Origin of the sequence: Kitasatospora sp. NBC_01246 (assembly GCF_036226505.1) — a bacterium.
GTDB lineage: Bacteria > Actinomycetota > Actinomycetes > Streptomycetales > Streptomycetaceae > Kitasatospora.
Window position 1 is genome coordinate 25,229 of sequence record NZ_CP108486.1, and the last position, 22,011, is coordinate 47,239.

Annotated in this window: 26 protein-coding genes; 18 read left to right on the top strand and 8 right to left on the bottom strand. The window is 73.0% G+C overall.

Annotated elements, in window-relative coordinates; all coding sequences use genetic code 11:
- Positions 1-25 precede the first annotated feature (25 nt).
- The gene (locus OG618_RS37640) at positions 26-1,588 is read left to right on the top strand and encodes a hypothetical protein (RefSeq protein ID WP_329492609.1); all 1,563 of its coding nucleotides are present in this window, start codon (positions 26-28) and stop codon (positions 1,586-1,588) included.
- A 293-nt stretch (positions 1,589-1,881) separates the two neighbouring features.
- On the opposite strand, the gene OG618_RS37645 is transcribed toward OG618_RS37640, so the two are convergent.
- From OG618_RS37645 to OG618_RS37655, 3 genes are read right to left on the bottom strand one after another with little or no spacing between them, the layout of a single operon-like run.
- Positions 1,882-2,622, bottom strand: coding sequence for a hypothetical protein (locus OG618_RS37645; RefSeq protein WP_329492610.1), 741 nt, complete (start codon positions 2,620-2,622; stop codon positions 1,882-1,884).
- A 51-nt stretch (positions 2,623-2,673) separates the two neighbouring features.
- Positions 2,674-3,189 carry a transglutaminase domain-containing protein gene (locus OG618_RS37650; RefSeq protein WP_329492611.1) on the bottom strand — a complete coding sequence of 172 codons (516 nt, stop codon included), beginning with the start codon at positions 3,187-3,189 and terminating at the stop codon, positions 2,674-2,676.
- Positions 3,189-3,893 (bottom strand): PP2C family protein-serine/threonine phosphatase, encoded by a 705-nt coding sequence (locus OG618_RS37655; protein WP_329492612.1) that lies wholly within the window; start codon positions 3,891-3,893, stop codon positions 3,189-3,191. The genes OG618_RS37650 and OG618_RS37655 overlap by 1 nt, the downstream gene beginning before the upstream one ends.
- 1,048 nt (positions 3,894-4,941) lie before the next feature.
- On the opposite strand from OG618_RS37655, the gene OG618_RS37660 reads away from it, so the two are divergent.
- Complete coding sequence (locus tag OG618_RS37660) at positions 4,942-5,697, top strand: hypothetical protein (RefSeq protein WP_329492613.1); 756 nt, start codon at positions 4,942-4,944, stop codon at positions 5,695-5,697.
- 72 nt (positions 5,698-5,769) lie between these two features.
- Here the strand turns inward: OG618_RS37660 and OG618_RS37665 are convergent, their stop codons facing one another.
- The 5 genes from OG618_RS37665 to OG618_RS37685 all read right to left on the bottom strand — a co-directional run bounded on the left by OG618_RS37665 (position 5,770) and on the right by OG618_RS37685 (position 11,310).
- Positions 5,770-6,735 (bottom strand): hypothetical protein, encoded by a 966-nt coding sequence (locus OG618_RS37665; RefSeq protein WP_329492614.1) that lies wholly within the window; start codon positions 6,733-6,735, stop codon positions 5,770-5,772.
- A 32-nt stretch (positions 6,736-6,767) separates the two neighbouring features.
- Positions 6,768-8,222, bottom strand: coding sequence for a replicative DNA helicase (gene dnaB / locus OG618_RS37670; RefSeq protein WP_329492615.1), 1,455 nt, complete (start codon positions 8,220-8,222; stop codon positions 6,768-6,770).
- Between the two features lie 90 nt (positions 8,223-8,312).
- On the bottom strand, positions 8,313-9,743 hold the full coding sequence (locus OG618_RS37675; RefSeq protein WP_329492616.1) for a hypothetical protein: 1,431 nt from the start codon (positions 9,741-9,743) through the stop codon (positions 8,313-8,315).
- Positions 9,744-10,257: 514 nt separating this feature from the next.
- Positions 10,258-10,506, bottom strand: coding sequence for a hypothetical protein (locus OG618_RS37680; protein ID WP_329492617.1), 249 nt, complete (start codon positions 10,504-10,506; stop codon positions 10,258-10,260).
- Positions 10,507-10,569: 63 nt separating this feature from the next.
- Positions 10,570-11,310 (bottom strand): GntR family transcriptional regulator, encoded by a 741-nt coding sequence (locus OG618_RS37685; RefSeq protein WP_329492618.1) that lies wholly within the window; start codon positions 11,308-11,310, stop codon positions 10,570-10,572.
- A gap of 290 nt (positions 11,311-11,600) precedes the next feature.
- Between OG618_RS37685 and OG618_RS37690 the strand changes: the two genes are divergently transcribed.
- The 16 genes from OG618_RS37690 (at position 11,601) to OG618_RS37765 (ending at position 21,997) form a co-directional block, all read left to right on the top strand.
- Positions 11,601-11,906, top strand: coding sequence for a hypothetical protein (locus tag OG618_RS37690; RefSeq protein WP_329492619.1), 306 nt, complete (start codon positions 11,601-11,603; stop codon positions 11,904-11,906).
- Complete coding sequence (locus OG618_RS37695) at positions 11,903-12,148, top strand: hypothetical protein (protein WP_329492620.1); 246 nt, start codon at positions 11,903-11,905, stop codon at positions 12,146-12,148. The genes OG618_RS37690 and OG618_RS37695 overlap by 4 nt, the downstream gene beginning before the upstream one ends.
- 65 nt (positions 12,149-12,213) lie before the next feature.
- Positions 12,214-12,378, top strand: coding sequence for a hypothetical protein (locus OG618_RS37700; protein ID WP_329492621.1), 165 nt, complete (start codon positions 12,214-12,216; stop codon positions 12,376-12,378).
- Positions 12,375-12,515, top strand: coding sequence for a hypothetical protein (locus OG618_RS37705; RefSeq protein ID WP_329492622.1), 141 nt, complete (start codon positions 12,375-12,377; stop codon positions 12,513-12,515). Before OG618_RS37700 ends, OG618_RS37705 begins: the two co-directional genes overlap by 4 nt.
- Positions 12,516-12,531: 16 nt before the next feature.
- On the top strand, positions 12,532-12,963 hold the full coding sequence (locus tag OG618_RS37710; protein WP_329492623.1) for a hypothetical protein: 432 nt from the start codon (positions 12,532-12,534) through the stop codon (positions 12,961-12,963).
- Positions 12,960-13,133, top strand: a complete 174-nt coding sequence (locus OG618_RS37715) for a hypothetical protein (RefSeq protein WP_329492624.1) — start codon at positions 12,960-12,962, stop codon at positions 13,131-13,133. Before OG618_RS37710 ends, OG618_RS37715 begins: the two co-directional genes overlap by 4 nt.
- A complete protein-coding gene (locus OG618_RS37720) occupies positions 13,130-14,377 on the top strand; it encodes a DUF2637 domain-containing protein (RefSeq protein WP_329492625.1) in 1,248 nt (415 codons plus the stop codon). Before OG618_RS37715 ends, OG618_RS37720 begins: the two co-directional genes overlap by 4 nt.
- 101 nt (positions 14,378-14,478) lie before the next feature.
- A complete protein-coding gene (locus OG618_RS37725; protein ID WP_329492538.1) occupies positions 14,479-14,745 on the top strand; it encodes a hypothetical protein in 267 nt (88 codons plus the stop codon).
- Positions 14,746-14,867: 122 nt separating this feature from the next.
- A complete protein-coding gene (locus OG618_RS37730) occupies positions 14,868-17,216 on the top strand; it encodes a hypothetical protein (protein ID WP_329492539.1) in 2,349 nt (782 codons plus the stop codon).
- 214 nt (positions 17,217-17,430) lie between these two features.
- Complete coding sequence (locus OG618_RS37735; protein ID WP_329492540.1) at positions 17,431-18,039, top strand: hypothetical protein; 609 nt, start codon at positions 17,431-17,433, stop codon at positions 18,037-18,039.
- Positions 18,040-18,072: 33 nt separating this feature from the next.
- Positions 18,073-18,618 carry an AAA family ATPase gene (locus OG618_RS37740; protein WP_329492541.1) on the top strand — a complete coding sequence of 182 codons (546 nt, stop codon included), beginning with the start codon at positions 18,073-18,075 and terminating at the stop codon, positions 18,616-18,618.
- Positions 18,619-18,669: 51 nt separating this feature from the next.
- Positions 18,670-19,596, top strand: a complete 927-nt coding sequence (locus OG618_RS37745; RefSeq protein ID WP_329492542.1) for a hypothetical protein — start codon at positions 18,670-18,672, stop codon at positions 19,594-19,596.
- Between the two features lie 110 nt (positions 19,597-19,706).
- Positions 19,707-19,895 carry a pRL2-8 gene (locus OG618_RS37750; protein WP_329492543.1) on the top strand — a complete coding sequence of 63 codons (189 nt, stop codon included), beginning with the start codon at positions 19,707-19,709 and terminating at the stop codon, positions 19,893-19,895.
- Positions 19,896-20,023: 128 nt separating this feature from the next.
- On the top strand, positions 20,024-20,410 hold the full coding sequence (locus tag OG618_RS37755) for a hypothetical protein (RefSeq protein ID WP_329492544.1): 387 nt from the start codon (positions 20,024-20,026) through the stop codon (positions 20,408-20,410).
- Between the two features lie 181 nt (positions 20,411-20,591).
- Positions 20,592-20,969 (top strand): hypothetical protein, encoded by a 378-nt coding sequence (locus OG618_RS37760; RefSeq protein ID WP_329492545.1) that lies wholly within the window; start codon positions 20,592-20,594, stop codon positions 20,967-20,969.
- 68 nt (positions 20,970-21,037) lie between these two features.
- Complete coding sequence (locus OG618_RS37765; RefSeq protein ID WP_329492546.1) at positions 21,038-21,997, top strand: hypothetical protein; 960 nt, start codon at positions 21,038-21,040, stop codon at positions 21,995-21,997.
- Positions 21,998-22,011: the final 14 nt, after the last annotated feature.

The following is a 22,011-nucleotide window of genomic DNA, read 5'->3' on the forward strand; positions in this document are numbered from 1 at the left end:
GGTACCGAGACGAAGGGCAGCGGACGTGCATGCACTCGTGACGTGGCTGGAGAGCCACCCCGGCTATGTGGTCGCCGCAGTCGTGGCGGCCACCGGCGCGTGCGCCGCCGCCATGGTCCTCCGGGCCGTGATCCGCTCGCGGACCCAGCTTCGTCTCGCCAGGATCGCCCAGGGGGAGAAGCTGGAGAGCTGGAAGCTCAGCTCCGGCTCCGCGATCGCCGCGCTCGGCGCCCTGCTCGCCACCGGTGTGGGCCTGAATACGAACTGGCATTTCGTAGGTGACAGGCTCCAGATCACCGACAAGTACGAGCGGCTGATGCTCTTCGCCGTGGCGGAGACCGCCCTGCTGGCGTGCGCGCTGATGGCCCGGCAGTCCCTGCGCGACAGCGCCAAGCCCCCCAAGGACGACCAGCCCGGCACCCCGGGCACGACCGGTGTCGCCGGGAAGCTGGTGTGGGTGATCACGGCGGTGGCCTCGGTGTCCGCCGTCGCCGAGTCCCGGGACATCTACGGCGCGATCTTCCGGATCGGGTTCGGTCCGCCGGCCGCCGCCGTGCTGTGGCACCTGGCGATGGGCATCGAGATGCGCCACGGCGGCCGCAGCACCTCGGCCAACCTGGTGGTGCTGCTCGCCCGGGAGGCACGTGAGCGCCTGCTGTCCTACCTCGGCATCACCGAGGGGGAGCGCAAGGCCGACCAGATCCGCCGGGACCGGGCGTTCGGCCGGGCCGTGGAGCTGTCCGTGCGCCTGGCCCGGCTGCCGAAGGGCTCCCGGCGGGCGGTGCGCACCGCCCGCCGGCTGCAGGTCGAGCTGCGGACCGCCGGCGTCGCCCGTGACCCGCGCCTGCGCGAGCTGCTGCGGATGGAACTCGCGGTCGCCCAGCACGCCGACGGCCTCACCCGGATGCGGCAGCCGAGCCCGTTCGCTGGCGAGGCCGCTGTCGCCCCCGCCGGTTCGCTGTTGGCCCGTGTCGCCCTGCCTGTCGTGTCGCCCGCGGCCGCCGCTGTCGGGGCGACAGGCCCGGTGTCGGTGTCGGGTGGCGCTGTCGCCCTGTCGGGTACGACCCGACAGGCCGTCATGTCGGGGTCGGTCCCGGCTGTCGCCTCCCGTGCCGTCACGGCCCGGGTGTCGGCCGGTGTCGGGTCGGCCTCGCCGGTGTCGTGCCCGACAGCGGTTGTCGCCCCGACGGCCGCCACGGGCGCCGTGTCGCCCACGGCCGCCTCGGTGTCGGGTGCGGCCCCGGCTGTCGCCCGACAGGCCGCTGTCGGGCCCCTGGCGGCCTCTGCCGGGCCGTCTGTCGGGTCGGCCGCCCTGGTGTCGGGCGGGCCGGCCTCCACGGCGACGAGCGGGGCGACGGCGCTCGCCGTCCAGCCCGCCGCAGCTCAGGCCCCTTCCGCGCCGGGCACCGACCCCCGTCTTGAGCAGATCCGGCTGTGGCTCCAGGCCGAGCCGGGGCTGACGGGTGCGGAGGCCGGGCGTCGGCTCCAGGAAACCGAGCGCACCGGACAGCGGCTGATGAAGCAGGTCAAGGGTCAGGCCCGACACCTGCACGCCGTTCACGGGCCGGGCCCGGCCGTGTCGCCCTGACCCGACACCCCGACACACCCCGACAGCCCGATACCGGTCGCCGGGGGGACCCCTCCCCCGACACGGCGACAAGCCACCCGACATGCGGTGTGTCGGGTGGCGGGTGCCGGGTTGTCGGGAGGGGGCAGGGCGACAACCCGGCCCGACAGCCGGCCGTGTCGGGGCGACATCTCGGGCAGGCGGCCAGCCATACCCCGCCATCGCTCAGGACGGGCGGCCCTGGCCCGGACGCCCGAACGGCGCCGGGCCGTCAGCGGTTCGCTGACGGCCCGGCGGGGGAGCGGGGGAGGGCGTCACCGGTCCCCGGGGCCCTGGTGGATCAGCACCAGGGCGGTGGCGTCGTCCCGGTCGCCGCCGCGAACCCGCCTGGCCGCGCCGACGAGGGCCTCGGCGAGCGCACCGGGGTTGTGCCCGTAGGCGCGCAGGACCCTGCCCACCAGTTCCTCCAAGGTCTGGTGGTCGACGCTGTCGTGCACGCCGTCGCTGGTGAGGATCACCACCGGGTCGGGGATCTCGACCTCGCGGACGGTGGCGACCACGGCGGTGGAGAGCGAGACCCGCACCCAGGCGTCGTGGTGCGCGGCGATCTCGGCCGGCACTTCGTTGTGCTGGCGGACCCACTGGCCCATGGTCTGGTCGGTGGAGTAGAGGGTGAGCCGCTCGCCGTCCCAGCCGTAGGCGCGGGCGTCGCCGACCCAGGCCACCCGGGTGGTGCTGTCGCCGGGGGCGGTGACCGCGACGGCCGCCACGGCGTCCGGCTCGGGTTCGTCACCGGCGCCGGGGTCGGCGATCAGCTCGCCCGCACCCAGGAGCCCGGCGAGCACGCCGCGGCGGGCGGCCGTCCGGGCCGCCACTTCGGCCAGCAGGCCGGCGGTGCGGGCCACCCGGTCGGAGTGCCCGATGCCGTCGACCAGGGCGGCCCCGACCGTCTCGTCCGCCAGGACGAAGAGAGCGGTCGCGTCGCCCGAGGGAGCGGTCGAGCCCTCGCGGGTGGCTGCCGCCGTCTCGATCCGGGTTCGCTCAGTGGTAGTCATGGCCGCAGCCTAGGGTGCCGCGCGACACGGCGTCAGCGGAACGGTGACGCCTCAGCCTCCCGGGGACCGAGGCCCCCTCACGGAGTGCAGCCAGGTGTTGAACGCCTCGCGGTAGCGGGGTCCGCCGGGACCAGGGTGGAGGGAAACGGGCTCGGGGCCGTCGCCGGGACGCCAGAGCGGACCGGCCGGCGGGTGGGCGGGCAGCGTGTCGTGGTGGCCGTCCCAGGTGGCGACGGTGAACCCGGCCCGAGCCAGGGGCGGGTCATAGGTGGCGTCCACGAGCACCCAGCGGTCACCGATGCGCACCTCGGTTGCGGTGTGGACGTCCTCCCGGCTGGCCAGCAGCAGGACCTCGGCGGGCTCGGCGGGGAGCCGGTAGAGCCAGCGGACCCGGCGGACAGGGTATCCGAGCCGCCGGAACTCGCGGCCCAGGTACGCCGACTTGGCCAGGCAGTCGCCGCGGCCGGCCGCGAGGAGGCTGTCGGCGTCGTGCGCGCCGTCGGTGGCGTACGGGATCGCCCTTACCGTCTCGAACAGGCGAAGCCGCCGGTCGAGCTCCCCGGCCATCAGCGTTCCGCCGAGGGCTGCACCAGGTCGAGGACGACAGCGGTGGCATCGTCGCGGCAGCCGTCCGCGCCCGGTTCGGCGGCGGCGACCAGGACCTCGGCCAGGGCCTGCGGGTCGGCGTGCTCGCGCACCAGGCGCTCCAGCACCTCGGCCTTCACCTGATCGTGCACGCCGTCCGAGGTCAGCACCAGACGGTCGCCGGCGGGCACCGAGACGAAGGGGACGGTGGCGGGCACCGCGCTGCCCAGGGTCACGCCGACGAAGTCGGCCAGGGCGTGTACGGGCACCTCCGCCCCGGCGGCCCGGCCCAGGTAGGCGGCGAGGTTGTGGTCGGTCGTCAGCTGCTGCAGCACCGCGCCGTCCCAGCGCCAGGCCCGGCAGTCACCCGCCCAGACCAGTTCGGCGCCGCTGCCGTCCGACCGGGTCACGGCCAGGACGCCGACCGCGTCCGGGTGGCCCGGGTCAGCCAGCAGCAGCCCCGCTGACAGCAGGCCGGCCAGGCCGCCGCGCACCGCGCCGACGCGCACGGCCGTCTCGGCCAGCAGGGGAGCGAGGCGCACGACGTCCTCGCCGTGGCCCATCCCGTCGACCACCGCCACCGCCGTCCGCCCGGTGAGTGCCGACCGGTAGGTAGCCGTCGCGTCCGCGAGCGGCCCACCCGTCCCCTCGCGCGTCGCCGCCCCGATTCGCAGGTCCTGATCCACCGCTGCCTCCCTCAGTCCGGCCCGTCCCCCTTGCGGGGCAGGCCCCGTTCTTCCTATCGGCCCGGGGCGGCGCCGGGGCACGGTCTTGGCGCACGATTCGGAACGGATGTTCCCGGCCGTCCACCGCCGGGCCGGATGCACGGCCTGCCGTGCAATCGCCGGTGCCGACGCCCGGCCCCGGGCTGGGCGTCACCGTTCCGCTGACGCCCAGCCGCGCCGGCCCGCCCCGAGGTGAAGTCGGGGGTCGAGGAACAACGGAGCGAAGACCGGCGCCAGCGGGCTTGCCACAGATAACGGGGCCGCTTCGCGCAGTCCAACGCGAGCAGAATCGCAGCTCAGCATCACCGGTACCGCAGATATTGGGCTGTTATCTGCGACTGGCGGTTACGGAGAGTACAGACGCCGGTTTCCGGTCGGATGTTCCTCAACCCTCAAGTCTCCCGCGCGCCGGGGCCGGCCCTTCCAGGTAGCGGCGCGAAGCGCCTTCTTTCCTTGACCGAAGCCACCGGGCGGGCCGCGCCCGGCACCGCCCGTGAGGCCGCCCCGCGGCCGAGGGGGCGGGGACGGAGCAGCGCGGGCCGCACAGCCCGCACCCGGATTCGGTGCTCGCCGCGCACCTCCTTCGGCCTTCCTTTCAGGTCTTTTCTGCTCAGCCCCACCGGCGCGACCGGCCGGGGTGGGTGGTCGGGGACGGCAGATGTGATGCCGCGCGGTGCTGTGCACGGGGCCTCCCCGGCCCGTACGGAGCCGCAGGGCAAGGCAGTTGGCCCGCCACTGGCCCCGTGCGCGGCGCCGCTCCGCTTCGGCCGCCCTCGGGCGGCTGTCTAAATCCAGGTTTATCTACGTAGAAAAACTGGGGTGCGCAAGCGCCTCCGGCGCGGCCGGACGGTTTATCTACGTGCTTTCGTTTCCCGCCGTTCGCACTGGTTGCCGCCTCTCGTACGCCTTCACGACGTGCACGGGGCAGTCAGGGTGAACTGCGCTGACTGGGGCGGGGGTTCGGGTCCGCCGATTTCCCTTTTGGTTTATCTACGCAGAAACTAATCCCATGGGTATGACGGTGCTGGCACTGGAACCGGCCGATCGAGCCGCCTTTGACGAGGCGGCGGCCGACTACTTCGCGGTCGAGAAGCGCTGGCTGGAGAAGGCGCGCGCGGCAGCCGAGGAGCTGCCCACCCGGGCGGATCGGGCTCAGGCCCGGCAGGAGGTCCGGGCCGAGCTGGCCCGCCGACGGGCCAGCGGCGAACTGATCGGCAACCGAAGCCTCATGGTCGCGGCCGGGTTGCGGCAGGTGCTGGCCGAGCGCGGCCTGGCCGGCGACTACGAGCCGGTGCCTCCCGGCACGATGTCGCGGGGGCGCCCGGTGGGCGACACCGACCGCAGGCACGGCCACGTCCGCGGCGAGGGCGGGTTCAAGGCGACTCTGCGCCTTGAACTCCCGGCCGACCTGGAGGAGCAACTGCGACGGGCCGTGTACTGGCACACGTGGGAGGTGATCGAGCAGCTGCGGAAGTGGGCCGACAAGTGGGGTGAGGCCCCGGAGATCAGGCTCCAGCGGGCACAGGCCAAGGGCGTGCCCGCCGTCCTGGCCGCGCTGGCGGCGGTGCTCGCACCGCGGGCGACCCGGGCCGCGCTGGAGGAACGGGAGCGGCTGCGCGCCCAGATCGTGACGACGGGCGACCTGCTGCGCGAGGCGGTGCGGGCCGTGGCCGGCGGGCTCGCCCAGGAGGAACTGCCGCTCGACTTCACCGTACGGGAGCCGGACGAGGAGGATTTCTACCGCGACGCCCTTCCGGACGTCTAACTCGCCCCAAGCGAAGGCCAGTTGACGAGGAGGCCCCCCGGACGGTGTCCGGGGGGCCTCACGTTGTCCGGCTCAGATCGCCAGATCCTCCAGGCGCTGCAGGATCTCCTCCCGCTCGCGCTCGCCCTGCTCGCGGACCTCGGCGAGCACCGCCAGGTCCACCACCGCCTCGATGCCGGTCCGGACGGCGTCGAGCAGCTGCGTCGGGCTCAGCGCCTCGGCCTGGACAGTGGCGTGCATGTGCTCGCCGCGCCGGTCGGTGCCCTTCTGCGGGGCGGAGGGCAGACGGTGCTCGCGGATCTGCTCCGGTGTCACGGCAAGCCGGGTGAACGTCGGCTGCCGGTGGCCGTCGAGGATCTCCTGCCGGGTCAGCTCGCTGTAGCCGTCGGTGAGCTCGCGGACCAGGTCGTCGCGGGCGAAAGCGGCGACGTCCTCGGCCGCGCTGTCCAGGATGGACAGTCCCGACGGGTCGTAGTCGCCGACGTGCAGGACCCTGGTGGCCACCTCCCGGCGGGTGATCCGCATCGCGGCCCCGTACTTGGCGGTCACCGAGTCGAACCCGCCGCTGGAGTAGACCGTCACCCCGTAGTCGTGGGCGACCCGGGCCACCATCGGCACCATGCCGGCCGCCTCCACCCACAGCTCGACCGCGGTCGGCTGGCCGGCGTCCAGGGCCCGGCAGTAGTACCGGGCACCGCCCCGGACACTGTCCCAGTAGCTCTCGGGGCCGTCGTAGCCGAACGGCGCGCTGACGCTGCCGCCGTCGTCGCGGATGGCGTGCATGTCGATCAGCCGGGCCCGGCGGGCGCGGTTGAGCGTCTCGGTCAGCCGGTCGTACGCCTTCTCGGTCTTGTCGTACCCGAAGGCTCCGACCAGGCGGTAGAAGACCTGGCGGGCGGTCATCGGGAGGTATTCGCGGTTCTCGTGCAGCACGGCCTTGACCTGGTCGAGCAGGTCGAGGGTGGCGGCGCGCGGCGCCCACTCGGCGAAGCCGCGCGGACGGGTGCGGGTGTAGACGCGGCCCGAAACGGTGGTCATGATCGCCTCTCCTTTCTCGAACGCCTGTTCGATCAGTGCTCGGGGGCCATGTCGACAAAGCGGGAGTAGTGGCCCTGGAACGCCACCGTGATCGTGGCGGTCGGGCCGTTTCGGTGCTTGGCCAGGATCAGGTCGGCCTCGCCCGCGCGGGGGCTCTCCTTCTCGTAGGCGTCCTCCCGGTGCAGCAGGATGACCAGGTCCGCGTCCTGCTCCAGGGAGCCGGACTCCCGCAGATCACTGGCCACCGGCTTCTTGTCGGTGCGCTGCTCGGGCCCGCGGTTCAGCTGGGAGAGCGCGATGACCGGCACCCCGAGCTCCTTCGCCAGGAGCTTGGTGCCCCGCGAGATGTCGCTGACTTCCTGCTGGCGGCTCTCCGCCCGGCGGCCGCCGTACTGCATGAGCTGCAGGTAGTCGATGATCACCAGGCCGATGCCCTCGCGCTGGTGGAGGCGGCGGGCCTTCGCCCGGATCTCCATCATGGACTGGTTGGGGCTGTCGTCCACCCACAGCGGGGCGTCGTTGATCTCGGGCAGCCGGCGCCCGACCCGAGTCCAGTCGTCCTCGGTCATGTTGCCGGACCGCATGTGGTGCAGCGCGACCTTGGCCTCGGCCGACAGCAACCGCATGTTGATCTCGTCCCGGGACATCTCCAAGCTGAACATGCCCACCCCGATCCCGTGCCGGATGGCCGCTTCCCGGGCAACGTCCAAAGCTAGGGTGCTTTTCCCAATGGCCGGACGGGCCGCGATGAGGATCATCTGGCCGGGCTGCAGACCGTTGGTCACCGCGTCCAGGTCCGCGAACCCGGTCGGCACGCCGGACAGCTTGCCCTTCTCCCGCTTACCCAGCGCTTCCAGCAGGTCCATCGTGCCCTCCATGCTGGTGGAGGTGCGGATCACCTGCTCTTCCGTGCGGATGTTGGTGACGGCGCTGACCTCGGCCTGCGCGGTGTTGACGATCTCCTCCACGTCGCCCTCGCCCGCGTAGCCCATGCCGGCGATCCGGGTACCGGCCTCCACCAGGCGCCGCAGCACCGCCTTCTCCGCCACGATCTCGGCGTAGTAGCCGGCGTTCGCCGCCGTCGGCACCGAGTTGACCAGCTTGTGCAGGTAGGAGACACCGCCGGCCCTGGCGAGCTCACCGCGCTTGGTCAGTTCGGCCGCCACCGTGATCGGGTCGGCCGGCTCCCCCGCCACGTACAGGTCGAGGATGGCGCTGTGGATCAGTTCGTGCGCCGGGCGGTAGAAGTCGCCGGGCTTGAGTACCTCCAGCACGTCCGAGATGGCGTCCTTGGACAGCAACTCGCCACCCAGGGTGGAGACTTCGGCGTCCAGGTCCTGCGGGGGAACCCGCTCGAACCCCTCGCCCTGGCCGTCGTCGCCGCGCCGACTGCGGGGCGAGGACTCGGTGCTGTCACTCCAGTCGAACGGCTCCGACTCCGGGCCCTCGGTCGGCTCCGGCAGGTTCTGCGTGGGTACGCTGGTCATCAGATCGTTCCTGTTCGAGAGATGGGTGTGATCGGTGGCCGCCGGGGCCTGGCAGGGCTGTACCGGCGGCCTTCATGCTGTCCGGGGTGCTCAGACCTCGGCGGCGGCCTCGGCCCGCATGAGTTCTTCGAGCTGCGCGAGCTTCCCGGCGCGGTCCGCCGCGTCGGACTCGGCATCCATGGCCAGCTTCTTCCGGTAGCCGGCGGCGCGGCCGGTGCGCTGGCGGCTGCGCGCGTCACGGCTGGTCGGGATCGCCCCGCGCGCCGTCTTGGTGAACAGCGCCCGGACGGCCGCCGGGACCTCGGCACCCGCGGTCTCGTCCACCGGCTCGGCCTCAACCGGGGCAGCCGGGACGGCCAGGACCTGCTCGGCCGCGTAGTCCGGGCCGGCCAGGCAGATCGTGCAGGTGCTGGCCTCACGCTTCGGGTGGTACTGGCACGGCTCCAGCAGGCCGGCCGCTGCCTGGTCGGCGTCCGGGCCGCCAGCAGCGGGCCGGTAGCGGGGGAGGGCACCGAGCCGGTACGCCAAGGTCTTCGGGTAGCTGTCGATCGGCCGGGCCCCGCGCTTCTCCTCCGTCAGGGCCGCCACCAGCTCCGGCCCGAGCGGCCACCCCTGGTCTACGTGGACCTGCACCAGCAGGTTCGTGGTCCGCTTCGCCACCGTGATCCCGCACTCCCAGGGCCCCGGCAGGCTACGGAGGAACTCGAACGCTGCCAGCTTCAACGCCGCGGCCTCAGCCCGGGAGGGCTTCTTGGTTGTCGCGGAGCGAATCCCTCCCCCTCCCGGTCCGGCCTCAGCCGCGACGGGCGGGACCGGTGTGGTGTGAGGGAAAGAAGGGAGGGTTTTAACCTCCGGGGGGGTGTGGGGGGGTGCAAGTTCCCCGCTTCCCGACAGCCGGTAAGCGGTCTGACCTGCGGGAACACCCTTCGCCCCGCTTACCGGCTGTCGGGAAGCGGGCACCCCGCTTCCTGGCACCCGGTAAGCGGTCTGACCTGCAGAAATGCCATTCGTCGCACTATCGGGCCGCTGTGCTTCCTGGCACTCGGTAAGCGGGATGACCTGCGACTTTGCGAAGGCCAGCGCAGCCACCTGTGCCTGCGCGCGGGCCAGCGTCTCGGGCGAAGTGGTGCCCGTCCCGTGGTCCGGGTTGTCCGCCGGGTCTTCGTACGCGAGGTACACCACGGGGCCGAAGCCGCTGCCGTTCTCCCCCGGGAGCTGGACGCGGTGGATGTAGCCGGCCGCGATGATCCGGGCGAACGACTCGTACACCGATCCTCGGCCCACCAGGATGTCGTCGTTCTTCGAGCTGCGGATGCCGAGGCTCTGCAGCCGCTTCCAGAGGATCGGCGGGGTCAGCGGCTCGCCGCTGGCGATGGCGAAGAGAATGTGCGTCAGCACCAGGTGGTCGAGGGCGTGGACCAGAATGCCGCCGAACGTCATCCCCCGGTAGACCGTGACGGCCTTGGCCCCCGTGGCCCGTAGGACGGTCCCGGACTCTTCGATCCCGAACGCGTTGGTCATCGGGTCACCGCCGACGTGCCAGTGCCGACGGGCGACGACACGCCACCCATTCGGCTGATCATGCCCGTGCTGCATCCGGCGGACCCGCCACCAGGCCGGACAGTCGAGAAACGGCTGAAAACACGCATGTACCAGTGCCTCCGCCGCCGCTACCTGGCGACTCCTTCACTGGTGCGGTTTCCCGAGAGGTGCGCTGCCGGTACCATTGAGGCAGCGCTGGGATACGGCGGTGGGTCTGGACTCCAAACGGAGCCGCACACCAACCGGCCGGCGCCAGAAAAAGGGTCGTCATTCCAGTGCGACGACTTATTTCAAGGGAACTCGGCCAGTCCGCCAAGATCAGACGAGTCCCGGGTGAGCCCCCGCAGGCAGGATGCCGCGGGGGTTTTGCCTTGCCCAGCCGTCGCAGCCAGGCAAGGTTTCTACTTCTCCCGACCATGCGGCCGGGCACAACTGTGGCGGTGAGCTGCAGGTCACGCAACGATCACCGGCAGCCACCATACCCGGTCGACGGCTAAACGTCTCCGTCGTCAGGTTGCAGGGCGTAGACCCGGCGCGTCGTCAGCAGACCCGCCTCGCTGAGCTCCTGGTAGGCGTCGGTGACCATGCGGCGGCTGAGCTCCAGCGCATCCGCGAGTTCACTGATCACCGGCATCAGGTCAAGCCCGTCCCCCCGGACGGCTCTCTTGGCGAGTTCCCGGTACACCCGTTCGGCGTTGACGGAACACTCTTCCAGCCGATCTGTTGTGCTGGTATCTGCCATCGGAGGACTCCTGCTTGGTTCGCTTGGTGGGGCCAGCAGAGCAGCCGGCCCCACCAGGGCGGCCTAGTTGCTGGCGGGCAGGGCGTAGTCGTAGTTCGAACTACGGCCGCTGCCCGAGATGCTGATCCCGTACTCAACCACGATGCCGTCGGCGGTGGTCAACACCGTGGAGGAGACCTTCACGGCGGCCGGCAGTTCCAGCGCGAGCGCCTCAGCGTCCTCGGGCGTGGCAAGCCGGGTGTCGATCGAGTCGGACCCGTCCACGGCCTGGAGACCTACCTGCATCTCCAGGTAGCGCCACGATCCGGCGGTGATTCGATCGGCCACGAGGAGCTCCGGCGCGGCCTCGGCGTGGGCCCCGTCGTACCAGCTGGTGGAGGCAGAGCGCGGCTTGTCGTCGGCTCCGAAGGTGACACGGACCCGCTTGATCGCAGGAGCGCCGGCCTCGATGCCGAGGATGGCCGCGACGTCGTCCGGCGCGCTCACCAGTTCGGCAGAGGTGATCTTGGCGTACTCGCCGGGGCTGTAGATCCTGCCGGTCCGGCGGACGGCGAGGGCGCGGTCGCGGCCGGACAGGTGCGGGGGCTCGTTGACGACCGTGCCCCGGTGCCGGGTGCTGGTGACCAGCTGCTCGGCCTGCAGGACGGCGTAGGCCCGGCGGACGGTCACCTCGGACCATCCGAGCTGGGCGGCGAGGTCCACCTGGCGCGGGAGGAGGCTCCCCGGCGGGTAGGTCCCATCGGCGATCTGGCCACGGAGCTGCTCGGCGAGCTGCTGCCACTTGTGGGTGTTCTGCGGAGGCATGACGGCCCTTTCGGAGTCGGCGATGGCCTCAGCATAGCGTTAACGGTGTCGTTATTGACAACCCCTCAGATCGGCTGTCAGAGTCATCACATCGCCAGCCGGACCGGGATGCGACCCCGGGAAGGTGAGCGAAAACCTGCACTACATCCACGCCCAAAACGGGCGCTGCGGATCAGGGATGCGACCCCTGACCCGCAGCTCTCGGCAGACGGCACCCCTCACCACGATGAGGAGTTGATCTACCGATGCGCACCATCATCCCGGTTTCCGCCCTGCGGACCGAATCGCCCATGAGCGTCTTGGCCACGGCCGACGAGGTCGAGGAGCTCTCGTTCCACCTCGGCGTTGACCTGTTCGCCTACGCCGACGACCTGACCGGCGAGAGTGCGGAGGAGAAGGCCGGCCGCCTGGCCGCCGCCCGCGACATGCTCGCCGATGACCCGGACATCTACGTCCGCACCCTCGGCACCGCCGCCCGCTCGGCCCGTCTGGCCGCCGGCGCCGACGTCGCCGTGCTCCGCCCGACCATCCCGGCCGCCCTCGCCGCCAAGCCCTGGCTGGCCGGCGCCCGACCCGGGACGGGGGCGGCGGCGTGAACGCCCTCGGTATCAACCCCAGCGACCTGGTCCTCGGCATCGTCACCCGACTGCGCGTGCTCGCCCCCGTCGGCCTGGTCCTGTGGCTGCTCGGCGTCGAGATCGGCCCCGTCGTCCGCCTGCTGCTGGTCCCCGCCGTCCTGGTGATCCTGGCCGTCGACACCCTGGCGCACACCGCCCCGGCCGCCCAGGCCCCCGCCGGTGGCACCTTCCGCGTCCGGCCCGGCGCTGGGGCCAGCTGATGGCCGCCCGCCGCCCCAGCGCGGGGAGCAAGCGTGCCAGCAGGCGAGCAAGCAAGCACGCCAGCATGCTGATCATGGTTGGTGACCTGGCCATTCTCGCCCTTGCCGGGTGGATGACCTACAAGCGGATCGCCGCCGGGGAGCCGGTGCTGGTCAACCTCGCCGCCGGCCTGGCGCTCTACCTGCTCGGCTGGCTCGGCCTGCACTGGTTCCTCCGGGCCGGCCGATGAACACCGCCGAGGCCCGCGCCGCCGCCGACGAGCTCGCCCGTCAGGTCGCCCAGCACCAGGCCGAGCTCGCCCGGCAGGCCGAGCAGAACCGCATTGCCGACGCGGCCCGTGCCGCCACCCAGCCGTCCACCCCCTGACTTCCGGGAGCCCCCGATGAACCCGATCACCACCGCCCTGCAGACCGCCGTCATGGTCGCCCGCCGCGCCGTCGGCGACGCCACGTTCAACTTCCTCACCAGCACGAACAAGAGCGTCGGCCTGGCCGCCGCGCTCGGCCTCGCGTGGGTCCTGGAGCTCGGCGCCCTGCGGATCAGCCCCACGGCCGCCACCATCGCCCTCGCGGTCGCCTTCGCCGCGGACGTGTGCGCCACCGCCTGGTGGAAGTACGCCGGCCCGCTGCCGATCGACAACGCTCCCCACTACGAGACCCCCGTCGACGCGATCGAGCACATGATCTCCGTCGGTGTGGACCCGGTCGAGGTGGAGCGCATCTTCGATGTCCGGCTGATCGACTACACCCGGCTCTACCCCCAGCTCCAGACCGTCGAGACCGTCGAGGCGGCCGACCCGGAGACGGTCCGGTGAGCGCCCCCCACCGGGCGCCTGGCGCCCCGGCAGCCGCCCGCGTGATCGAGCGCGCGCAGATCATGCACGACGCCAAGCGCACCGGTGACATCGACCTGATGCGCAATACCGCCCAGCTGCTGCACGACACCTTCCCCAACGTGCCCCGGCCCGAGGAGACCCCCCGATGATGAGCGACTACTACGAGGAGCGGCGGCGCGAGAAGCGCGAGAGCGCCGAACAGGCCCGCGAGGACAAGAAGCTGGCCGCCGAGCTCCAGCGCCAGGCCGAGGCCGACCGCGCGGACCAGGTCCGGCGCGACAAGCGCGAGGCCGAGGGCCGCACCCGGCGGGAGCGGGCCGAGCGGGCCCAGCGCCGCGCCGCCCAGGTCGCCGCCGCCCGAGGCTGGCTGGCGGCCGAGGCCGACACCGCGTTCTCGGTCGCGCTGATCCTGCTGGCCGTGATCCCCGCGATCAGCTCCCAGGTGGGCGCGCTCACCGGCAAGACCGACCCCGGCTCGGCCGCCGCCCTGGCGCTGATGCTGGAGCTGGGAGCCTGGTCCGCCACCGTCGGCGCGTCCCGGGCGATGAAGGACGGCCGGCCGGTCACCCCGTATCGGGTGGCGATGTGGGGGTGCGCCGCCGTCGCGGCCGCCATCAACATCTCGCACAACGGCGGCTTCACCGACTGGTTCGGCCTGGTGATGGGCGCCGCGTCGATCGCCGGCGTCGCGTTCTGGGAGCTCCGGTGCGTCGGCCGACACGGCCAGAGCCGCCGGACGAAGGAGGAGCGCGCCGAGGACAAGCAGCGCAAGCTCCACACCAAGGAGCGCAAGCGCCTGCACCCCGACCTCTGGTCCACCGCCGCGGTCATCCTGGCGGACGCCGAGTACGGCGCCCTCACGCAAGAGCAGGCGTGGGCGATGGCCCGCCAGATCCACCGGGGCACCACCGAGGCCGGCCTGACCCCCGCTCTGGTCGCCCTGCGCGCCCAGTCCCGCAAGTCGATGGTGGACGCCGCCGCGCTCGACACCGACAGCGACCCGCTGTTCCCCGACACCCTCCCCGACGCCCTGCTCGCCGAGTTCACCGGCACGTACGGCTCGATGTACCGCAGCCCGCTCGGCACCACCACCGACGGCGACGACAACCCCGGCGGCACCCCCGCCGCAGTCGCCCCGAAGGCCCCCTCCGGAGGGCCCTCCGACACCCCCGGAGCCCTTGGGCGTAAAGGGAAGCGGGCATCCGGGCGGACCGCTGGCAAGACCCCGCAGAAGGCCGTCTCCGAGACCGACATCGCCAAGGCGCTGACCCTCGCCCGCGCCCTCGGATCGGTCAGCAAGCTCTCCACCGCGAACGTCCGCGACGCGATCGGCGGCGGCGCCAACGAGTACGCGATCCGCGTCCGCAAGGCGGCCGTGCAGCGCGGCCTGTGACCGCCCGCCACCGCGGGGCGGGCCACCCGACGAAGCCGGGAAGCGGCACGGGAAGGCACCCCGCAGCACCCACCCGAACCGACCGAGAAGGGGCCACCGACATGGCCGTGGACACCACCAACGAGCTGCTCGACACCGACGCCGCGATCCAGGCCGCGGGCACCTGGCTGGCCAAGGCCGATGGCCACTACCGCCAGGCCGCCAGCCTCAACCAGAACAGCGCGACCCGCCACCGCGCCGAGGTGGAGCTGAACCTGGCCCTCTACGCCAAGGAGCGCTCCGACGACCTGCGCGAGCTGGCCCACCGCAGCCAGCGCCTGCAGGCCGGCCAGACCAGCGAGACCGGCGCCACCGCCAGCTGGATCTGACCACCCCAGCACGCCAGCACGCCAGCATGCTGGCCCGCCGCACGAACCGGGGCCCCGTCACCGCGAGGGGCCCCGCCACCCCGACCCTTCCCCGCCGCGCACGGAACCGAGGAGAACGTCCCATGTCCGACGCCACTCAAACCCCCGGGCTCGACACCGGCCCCGACGCCCTGGTGGTCGACTTCACCAAGCGCCTCGGCCCCGAGGCCCTCGCCCGGCTCCAGGGCGACATGCAGCACGCCGCGATCGCCGGGTCCGACCACGGCCGCGCCTCCGCCGGGATCGGCACGCTCACTGTCCAGCCGGCCGAAGCCGACTCGGTGTACGACGGCGCCGCCCAGGAGCAGACCGAGGTGCTCACCGGCACGGTCATCCCGTCCCCGTCCGGAGCCCAGGAGCGCACCGCCTGGCGCCACCAGCCCTACCGTCCCGTGCTTCCCGAGGTGTTCGCCTCCCGCAACCACTTCGAGGCCGCGGTCGTGGACACGTGGGAGACCACGAAGAACCTCGGCGCCTACCACGGAGTGCGCGCGCCGAAGTACCTGTGGCGCGCGACCCTGACGGCCGGTCTCGGCGGGTGGGTCACCCTGCGCGACGTGTACGGCTACCTCACCGCCACCGCCGAGTACCGCGAGGCCATCCACGCGGCCAAGCGCACCAAGGGCGCCGGCTCCGACCTCGCCGATCTGCGCGCCGAGCGCAAGGCCGAGGCGAAGAAGCGCCGCCGGGAGCCCCGTACGATCGCCGCCGCCCTCGGCCTGGGCACGTACGTTGGCGTCGCTCTGTACGTCGCCCTGGTCTACGGCCTGCTCGCGGCCTCCCCGGCCGGCCTGCTCGCCTACGGCGCGCTGCTGGTCCTGGGCCGGTGGGAGCGCCAGCGCAACGCCCCCGAGGGCGAGGTGTGGCAGCTCACCGACGTGCAGCCCCTCAACGCCCCCGACCGCCCGCTCGACCTCGCCCGGGTGACCGAGATCCTGCGGATCGTCGGCGTCCTCAAGCAGGAGCAGGCGGTGGAGATGATCGGCCTGCCGATGCGCGACAAGGACGGCCAGGGCATCGAGCTGACCCTCAAGTTGCCCGACAACGTCACCGCGAAGACGGTGATCGGCAAGGCCGAGCCGATCGCCGGGGCCCTGGGCATCGACACCGAGTGGATCGACATCCGCAAGGCCGGCACCGTCAACCGGGTTTCGATCTGGCACACCAAGGCCGACCCGTTCGAGTCGCCCCGGCGCTCCCCGCTGGTGTCCTACCTCGGGCCGCTCAACGCCTGGCGGGACGGCGTGCCGCTCGCGTTCAGCAAGCGCGGAACGATCATTCACGTGCCGATCCGCGACTCGCACACCCTGATCGGCGGTGCGACCCGCTCCGGCAAGGGCATGGGCATCCGCAACCTGGTGGTGGGCGCCGGCCGGGACGTGCGGATCAACATCCGGCTGGCGGACGGCAAGCCGCCGGAGCACGGCCAGTACTCGAAGATCGCGGCCACGATGTTCAACCGCGACCCGCAGCGGCTCCTGTACCTGCTGGAGGCCGAGGTCACCGAGATCAAGCGCCGCGAGCGGGAGTTCATGCAGGCCCGGCGGATCGTGCTGGCCGAGGACATGCTCCACGACTTCCCGGTCGAGCTGGTGGGCGTGGACGAGCTCCAGACCTACACCGGCGTGGGCGACGGCGACCTGGACGACGACCTGCGCGAGGCGATCCTCAACGCCATGATCCTGATCGCCGCCCAGGGTGCGCAGTTCGGCGTGCTGATGTTCCTCGCCACCCAGTACCCGAACGTGAAGACGATCCCGGAGATCATCCGGAGCCAGTGCGCGAACTGCTGGTGCATGCGCACCTCCAACTACAAGGGCACCAACGCGATTCTCGGCGATGGCATGTCAGGGGCCGGATACAAGGCCGAGGAGATCAGCAAGGACGCCCGCGGCCTGGGCTACCTGGACATGGAGGGCGTCGGCATCCAGCAGGCCCGCTCGATGCTGATCGACGGCGAGAAGTCGGACGACCTGCGCGTGGCGATCGACGCCGGGTACAACCTGCGCGGCGAGGCTGGCCGCCTGCCCGGCCAGTTCGAGGACCCCATCGAGGAGTACCTGATCAAGCGGACCGGCCGCACCTCGGCGGCCGGCGGCACCGCAGGCATGGGCCTGCCGATGCTCCCCGCGGTCGGCTCGCGCGGCATCCTCGCCCAGATCCGCAAGGCGTTCGAGAAGGCGGGGAACCCGGCCTTCCTGCCGAGTGTGCGGATCGCCGAGCTGTTGCACGTGATGGACCCCTCCGCGGGGTGGGCACAGCAGCCGGACGAGAGCGACCGCCAGTGGTCGACCCGGGTCGGCACCCGCCTGGCGGGCGAGTTCAAGAAGGCCCTGGCCGGGACCGGCCGGAGCCTGGCCAGCACCAAGGACACCGACGGCCAGGCGCGCGGGTTCGCCCTCGCCGACGTCCTCGCCGCAATCGGCGCATAACGGGGCAAAACGGGTGTCCGGGCAGGTGTCCGGCCCCGTAAAACCCCAGGTCGCGGGGTGTCCGGACGGTGTCCGGACCCCACCGCGAGGTGTCCGTCGCCGGACGCCTCCGAGGCCCCCGGACACCGTCCGGACACCCCGCTGACCAGGACAAACACCCACAAACCACCCCACCCGGACACCGTCCGGACACCCCGAGAGGCGGAGCACGATCATGTGGCAGGCCACCGGCACCGACCCGTACGAGACCCCGGTCTACACCCCGGCCGCCCTGCCGGCGCCCCTCCCCGTGGCCTTCGGGCACCAGGCGCTCGCCCCGGCACCGATCCCGCCCGGCCACCCCGGAATGACCGTCCAGCACGTGCTCCTCCCCGACGGCCGCACCGTCCCGGCCTACGTCCCCAGCCCGGTGATCGTCCAGCCCGCCCAGCGCCCCGCGTACCGGGTGAGCGAGGACCCGATGGTCGGTCGCGGCCTGGCCGGCGGGGCCTGGCTCGCCGGGGGCGGCGTCGCCGCGTGGGGAGTCGGGGCTGGGCTCGGCCAGGTGCTGGAGGGCCTCGGATCCCTGGTGGTCAGCTTCGGCCAGCTCGCCGCCGGGGCGGGCGGCGCCGTGCTGACCCTCGCCCTGGCCGCCCTCATCGTCAAGCACTTCGCGGCGGGTGCCGGCACCGGACCGGCCGCTCTCGCGCCGGGGGCCGGGGCCGACCTCGGCACCGCGGCCGCGGTCGCCAAGACCGTCGTGGTCGCCCCGCAGCAGTACATCGAGGCCCGCAAGGTCCGGATCAAGCACATGACCGGCGGCTCGCAGAACATCCAGCTCTGACCGCCCACCCCTTCACCAACGGAGGCATTCACCATGTCCAGCACCGGCCGCACCACCCCCTGGCAGGCCATCACGGTCTCCGCCGCCGAGGAGACCACCGCCCGCTGGCTGGCCAGCACCCGGCCCGGCGACCTGGTCGTGCTCATCGGCGCCAGTGGGGCGGGCAAGACCACCCTGCTCGGCTCCGTCCCGCCCCACCGGGTCGTCAGCCTGGACGCCCTGCGCGCCGGGGTCTCCGAGCCCGGCGACCAGAGCGCGACGCCCGACGCGGCGGTGCTCCAGCACCTGCTGCTGACGATGCGCCTGCGGCGCGGGGCCACCACCTACACCGATTCGACGTCGGTCGACATCCACCACCGTGCCCAACTGGTCGGCCTTGCCCGCCAGTTCGGTGTGCGCCCCGTGGCTCTGCTGGTCGGGACCGAGCTGGAGGTCTGCCTGCAGCGCAACGCCGCCCGGCCGCCGGCCACCCGCGTGCCGGAGGACGAGGTGCGCCGCCAGCACGCCCTCGCCCTCGCCGCCGTCGCCACCCTCCCCGGCGAAGGCTTCGCCGAGATCCTCCACCACCGCCCCGCCTGACCCAGGCCCTCCCCGGCCCGCACCACCACGACCAGAAAGACGAGACCGCAGATGGCACGCTGGTTCGCCCGCCCCACGACCGCCCTCGCCGGGCCCCTGATCGCCAACGGCTCCAAAGTCGCCTGCCCGAAGTGCGGGTCAGTCACCAACCACCGACTGACCCGCCCCAAGCGACACACCGAGTCCCAGGCCCGAATCCACTGCAGCGCCGGGCACGAGTTCACCCACGCCGCCGTGCCAGCTGAGGTGGTCACCTCGGTTCGCTACAACAAGGAAGGCAAGTTCGAGATCGAGGCCGGCCGCGGCGAAGCCAAGGCCAAGGTGACCGGCGTCCTGGCGAAGGACTCGATGGCGAAGGAGCGCACGGGCGGCAAGGGCAAGCAGACCGCCCTGCAGAAGGCCGCCGCCGCGAAGGCCCCCGCCGCCGCGCCGGTCCGGCGCCCGGCCGGGGGCGGCGGCACTCTCGCCGCCACCATCAACCTGGCCGCGGCGACCGTCGGCACCGTCGGCCAGGTCGCGGGGGCCGTGGCCGGCACCGCCCAGGCCGTCGCCGGTGTCGCCCAGGCCGCCGCGACCACCACCGCCGCCGTGTCCCGGCCGGTCACCGAAGCGATCGCCACCGCCAAGGAGGGCGTCAAAGTCGGCGGCCAGCACGTGCAGGGCCGGGTCAAGCTCGGCCTGGCTGACCGCTCGGCCGCCGCCGCCCAGGCAGCCCGGTCCGACGGGTTCCGCGAGAAGGAGGCCCAGCGGGCCGCCCAGGCCGCCGAGAAGGAGGCCAACCGGCAGGCCAAGGCCACCGAGGCCGAGGCCAAGCGGAGCGAGGCCGCGACCATCCGGTGGGAGCGCGCCGCCGAGCGCGCGACCGTCCGGGTCGAGCGTGCCGCCCGGCCGCCGGTCCGCAAGCCCCGCAGGCCCCGGAAGGGCGAGCAGCCCGCGCCGAGCTCGCCGCCCGCCGTCGACCTCAGCGAGTTCAGCTGACCACCCGGAAACCGCCTCACCCCCGGCGGGCCGAACCGGCCCGCCGGCCCCACTCCCGGGGCAGCCGGCCCCCCAGCGGACGGCCGCCCGACCAGCCGAAGGAGACGACGATGACCAACAACCAGAAGGTGATCGGGAACGACAAGGCGAACAACCCGCCCAAGGGGGAGTGCCGTCAGTGCTGGCTGCACGCCTACGCCTCCCGCGAGGTGCACGCCCACCTCCGCTGGCGGGAGGACTGCCCGGAGTGTGTCAGCCACATGCACGGCCGCCACCCGGAGCACATGATCGTGAAGTGACCTGCTCCCGACCGTGAGCCCCCGCGCCGACCGGCGCGGGGGCTCACGCCTGTTCCGGCCCGCTCGCATAGCGTTCTCGGTGCAGCGCCGGGCGCCGACCCGGCGGCACCGACGAGGGGGAGCACCACATGACGGACGAAGAGGACCTCCAGGCGCGGGTGGCGATCCTCGCCACCGTGACGGTCGAGCAGGCCATCGCTCTCGCCGTGTTCATCCAGGACCGGCTCCGGCCCCGGGTTGACGAGGGGCCGCGTACCGACGAACGGCGCACCGCCGAGGCGCTGTTCGACGTGGTCGGCAGCGCGGTCGCCACGCTGGAGAGCTACCTGGTCCCGCAGCCGGGCCTGGACGAGCGGGTGGCGGCCGCGCGGCGCGTGCTCGCCGCGGAAGCGTGGGACGTGCTGGCCCGGACCGCCCTGCTCTGGGATGACCACCCTCCCTACGCCAGGCCCGTCTGGCTGGGCACCGACGTGATGGAGCAGGTCGCGCTGCAGTCCAGCCCCGTCGGGGCCTGACCGGCTGGGGCTGGCGCCGGTTGTCCGGGCCGTCCCCCTGCGGGACTCTCCCGGCTCGGCCGGCTGCCGGCGGAGGACGGGTTGCGCTGCCCGGGTGAACCGTCGCCGGCCCCCGCAACCGCCGGCGGGCGCGGGCGGTTGCGCCGGACACCGCGCCCACGCCGACCCGGGGGAGATTGCCGTGCGTCCCTTCACCACCACCCTGGCGGTCATCGCCGCCGCTGCCCTGCTGCCCGTGCTCGCCGCTCCCCAGGCCCAGGCCGCGACGCGCTCGGCCTCGGCCTGTACCCACCGCGGCGGGCCGCAGGTCTGTATCCGGGTCGAAGGGGAGGGCGAGCACGTCAGTAGGGCGGTGGCGATCTGGACCAACCCGCCCCGCGACGTGAAGGAGCGCACCGCGCATCTGCTCCTGGACGGCCGGGAGGTGCACTACTCGCAGACCGCAACCCGGCACGGTGACAGCGTCTCGGCCGAGTGGGGTTGGTTCCAGTTCTCCGGCCAGCTGTGTGTCACCTTCGACGGCGTCGCCGACCGTAAGGCGTGTGAGGACGTGTACTAGGCGCCGCGACCACCACGTCGTCAGATGTCCTCCCATCTGCGAAGGTCGGCCCGGCGAAGGATAGGACGATGCACCGCACACAGGAGTCGACGCCTGCCACCGGCCCCGCAGGGACCGCCGTCTCGCCGCCCCCGCTGCTGGCGGCTGGCCCCGGCGAGCCGCTGACCACACCCTGGTTCCTGCGGTCCCGGCAGATCGCCGCGGCCGTGCGCTTGGGCGAGCTGGCCGAAGCCGTGCAGATCGCCGAGGAGCTCCACCAGGACGTCGCCGCCGAACGCGGCACCGAGCACCCCGAGGCCCTGGCCGTCCAGGAGATCCGGGCCTACCTGGCCCACCTCGGCGGCGACCACCTGCTCGCCGCCCGGCTCTACCGGGAGACGGCGGCGGCCGCCGGCCGCGCCGGGGCCCCCGCGTACTGGACCGCGACCATCAACGCCCAGGCCAGCGAAGCCCTCGCCAACGGCCCGGCCCGGCCCGGCGCCCTCGCGCTCGCCGCCCTGCGCGCGGTGAGCGCGACCGGCCGGGCGGCCGCCGCCCCGGCCGGTCGCCGCACCGTCGTGGTCGCCCTGGTCGCCGCCGCCGTGCTGGCCGTCGCGGCGGTCCCGCCGACCGACCGGTCCGACGTCCGGCCGCAGGCGGGGGCGCCGCTGGAACTCGCCACCGCCCCCGTGCTGCTGGCGCTGGAGCAGACGCCGGCGGTGCCCGCCGTTCCTCCGCTGCCAGCCCCAGCCCCCGGCCCGACGGCGGGCCCGGCTCCGGTGGTCGAGGAGACCGAGCCGGAGCACGAGGACGACCAGGCGCAGGACGCAGACCAGGCCGTCCGGCCCGCCGCCCCCCGTAAGCCCACGCCGAAGCCCAGCCGGGGCACCGGGCCGGGCGGCCAGGTGCCCCGGCCGCAGCCGCAGGCATCCGCGCAGCAGCCGGCCGACCCGGCACCCGGCGGCCAGGGGGACGTCTGCTCGGCCGGGAGCCAGCACGGCCTCCCGCAGTACCTGGTCGACCTCTGCCGCCAGGCGTACGGCAGGTGACCCGCGCGAGCCTC

Bases quoted from the DNA above. Each gene is read 5' to 3' on its own strand.
- OG618_RS37645 (WP_329492610.1), bottom strand. From the start codon at position 2,622: ATGACTACCACTGAGCGAACCCGGATCGAGACGGCGGCAGCCACCCGC.
- OG618_RS37650 (WP_329492611.1), bottom strand. From the start codon at position 3,189: ATGGCCGGGGAGCTCGACCGGCGGCTTCGCCTGTTCGAGACGGTAAGG.
- OG618_RS37660 (WP_329492613.1), top strand. From the start codon at position 4,942: ATGGGTATGACGGTGCTGGCACTGGAACCGGCCGATCGAGCCGCCTTT.
- OG618_RS37665 (WP_329492614.1), bottom strand. From the start codon at position 6,735: ATGACCACCGTTTCGGGCCGCGTCTACACCCGCACCCGTCCGCGCGGC.
- dnaB (WP_329492615.1), bottom strand. From the start codon at position 8,222: ATGACCAGCGTACCCACGCAGAACCTGCCGGAGCCGACCGAGGGCCCG.
- OG618_RS37675 (WP_329492616.1), bottom strand. From the start codon at position 9,743: ATGACCAACGCGTTCGGGATCGAAGAGTCCGGGACCGTCCTACGGGCC.
- OG618_RS37680 (WP_329492617.1), bottom strand. From the start codon at position 10,506: ATGGCAGATACCAGCACAACAGATCGGCTGGAAGAGTGTTCCGTCAAC.
- OG618_RS37685 (WP_329492618.1), bottom strand. From the start codon at position 11,310: ATGCCTCCGCAGAACACCCACAAGTGGCAGCAGCTCGCCGAGCAGCTC.
- OG618_RS37690 (WP_329492619.1), top strand. From the start codon at position 11,601: ATGAGCGTCTTGGCCACGGCCGACGAGGTCGAGGAGCTCTCGTTCCAC.
- OG618_RS37700 (WP_329492621.1), top strand. From the start codon at position 12,214: ATGCTGATCATGGTTGGTGACCTGGCCATTCTCGCCCTTGCCGGGTGG.
- OG618_RS37705 (WP_329492622.1), top strand. From the start codon at position 12,375: ATGAACACCGCCGAGGCCCGCGCCGCCGCCGACGAGCTCGCCCGTCAG.
- OG618_RS37710 (WP_329492623.1), top strand. From the start codon at position 12,532: ATGAACCCGATCACCACCGCCCTGCAGACCGCCGTCATGGTCGCCCGC.
- OG618_RS37720 (WP_329492625.1), top strand. From the start codon at position 13,130: ATGATGAGCGACTACTACGAGGAGCGGCGGCGCGAGAAGCGCGAGAGC.
- OG618_RS37725 (WP_329492538.1), top strand. From the start codon at position 14,479: ATGGCCGTGGACACCACCAACGAGCTGCTCGACACCGACGCCGCGATC.
- OG618_RS37730 (WP_329492539.1), top strand. From the start codon at position 14,868: ATGTCCGACGCCACTCAAACCCCCGGGCTCGACACCGGCCCCGACGCC.
- OG618_RS37735 (WP_329492540.1), top strand. From the start codon at position 17,431: ATGTGGCAGGCCACCGGCACCGACCCGTACGAGACCCCGGTCTACACC.
- OG618_RS37740 (WP_329492541.1), top strand. From the start codon at position 18,073: ATGTCCAGCACCGGCCGCACCACCCCCTGGCAGGCCATCACGGTCTCC.
- OG618_RS37745 (WP_329492542.1), top strand. From the start codon at position 18,670: ATGGCACGCTGGTTCGCCCGCCCCACGACCGCCCTCGCCGGGCCCCTG.
- OG618_RS37750 (WP_329492543.1), top strand. From the start codon at position 19,707: ATGACCAACAACCAGAAGGTGATCGGGAACGACAAGGCGAACAACCCG.
- OG618_RS37755 (WP_329492544.1), top strand. From the start codon at position 20,024: ATGACGGACGAAGAGGACCTCCAGGCGCGGGTGGCGATCCTCGCCACC.
- OG618_RS37765 (WP_329492546.1), top strand. From the start codon at position 21,038: ATGCACCGCACACAGGAGTCGACGCCTGCCACCGGCCCCGCAGGGACC.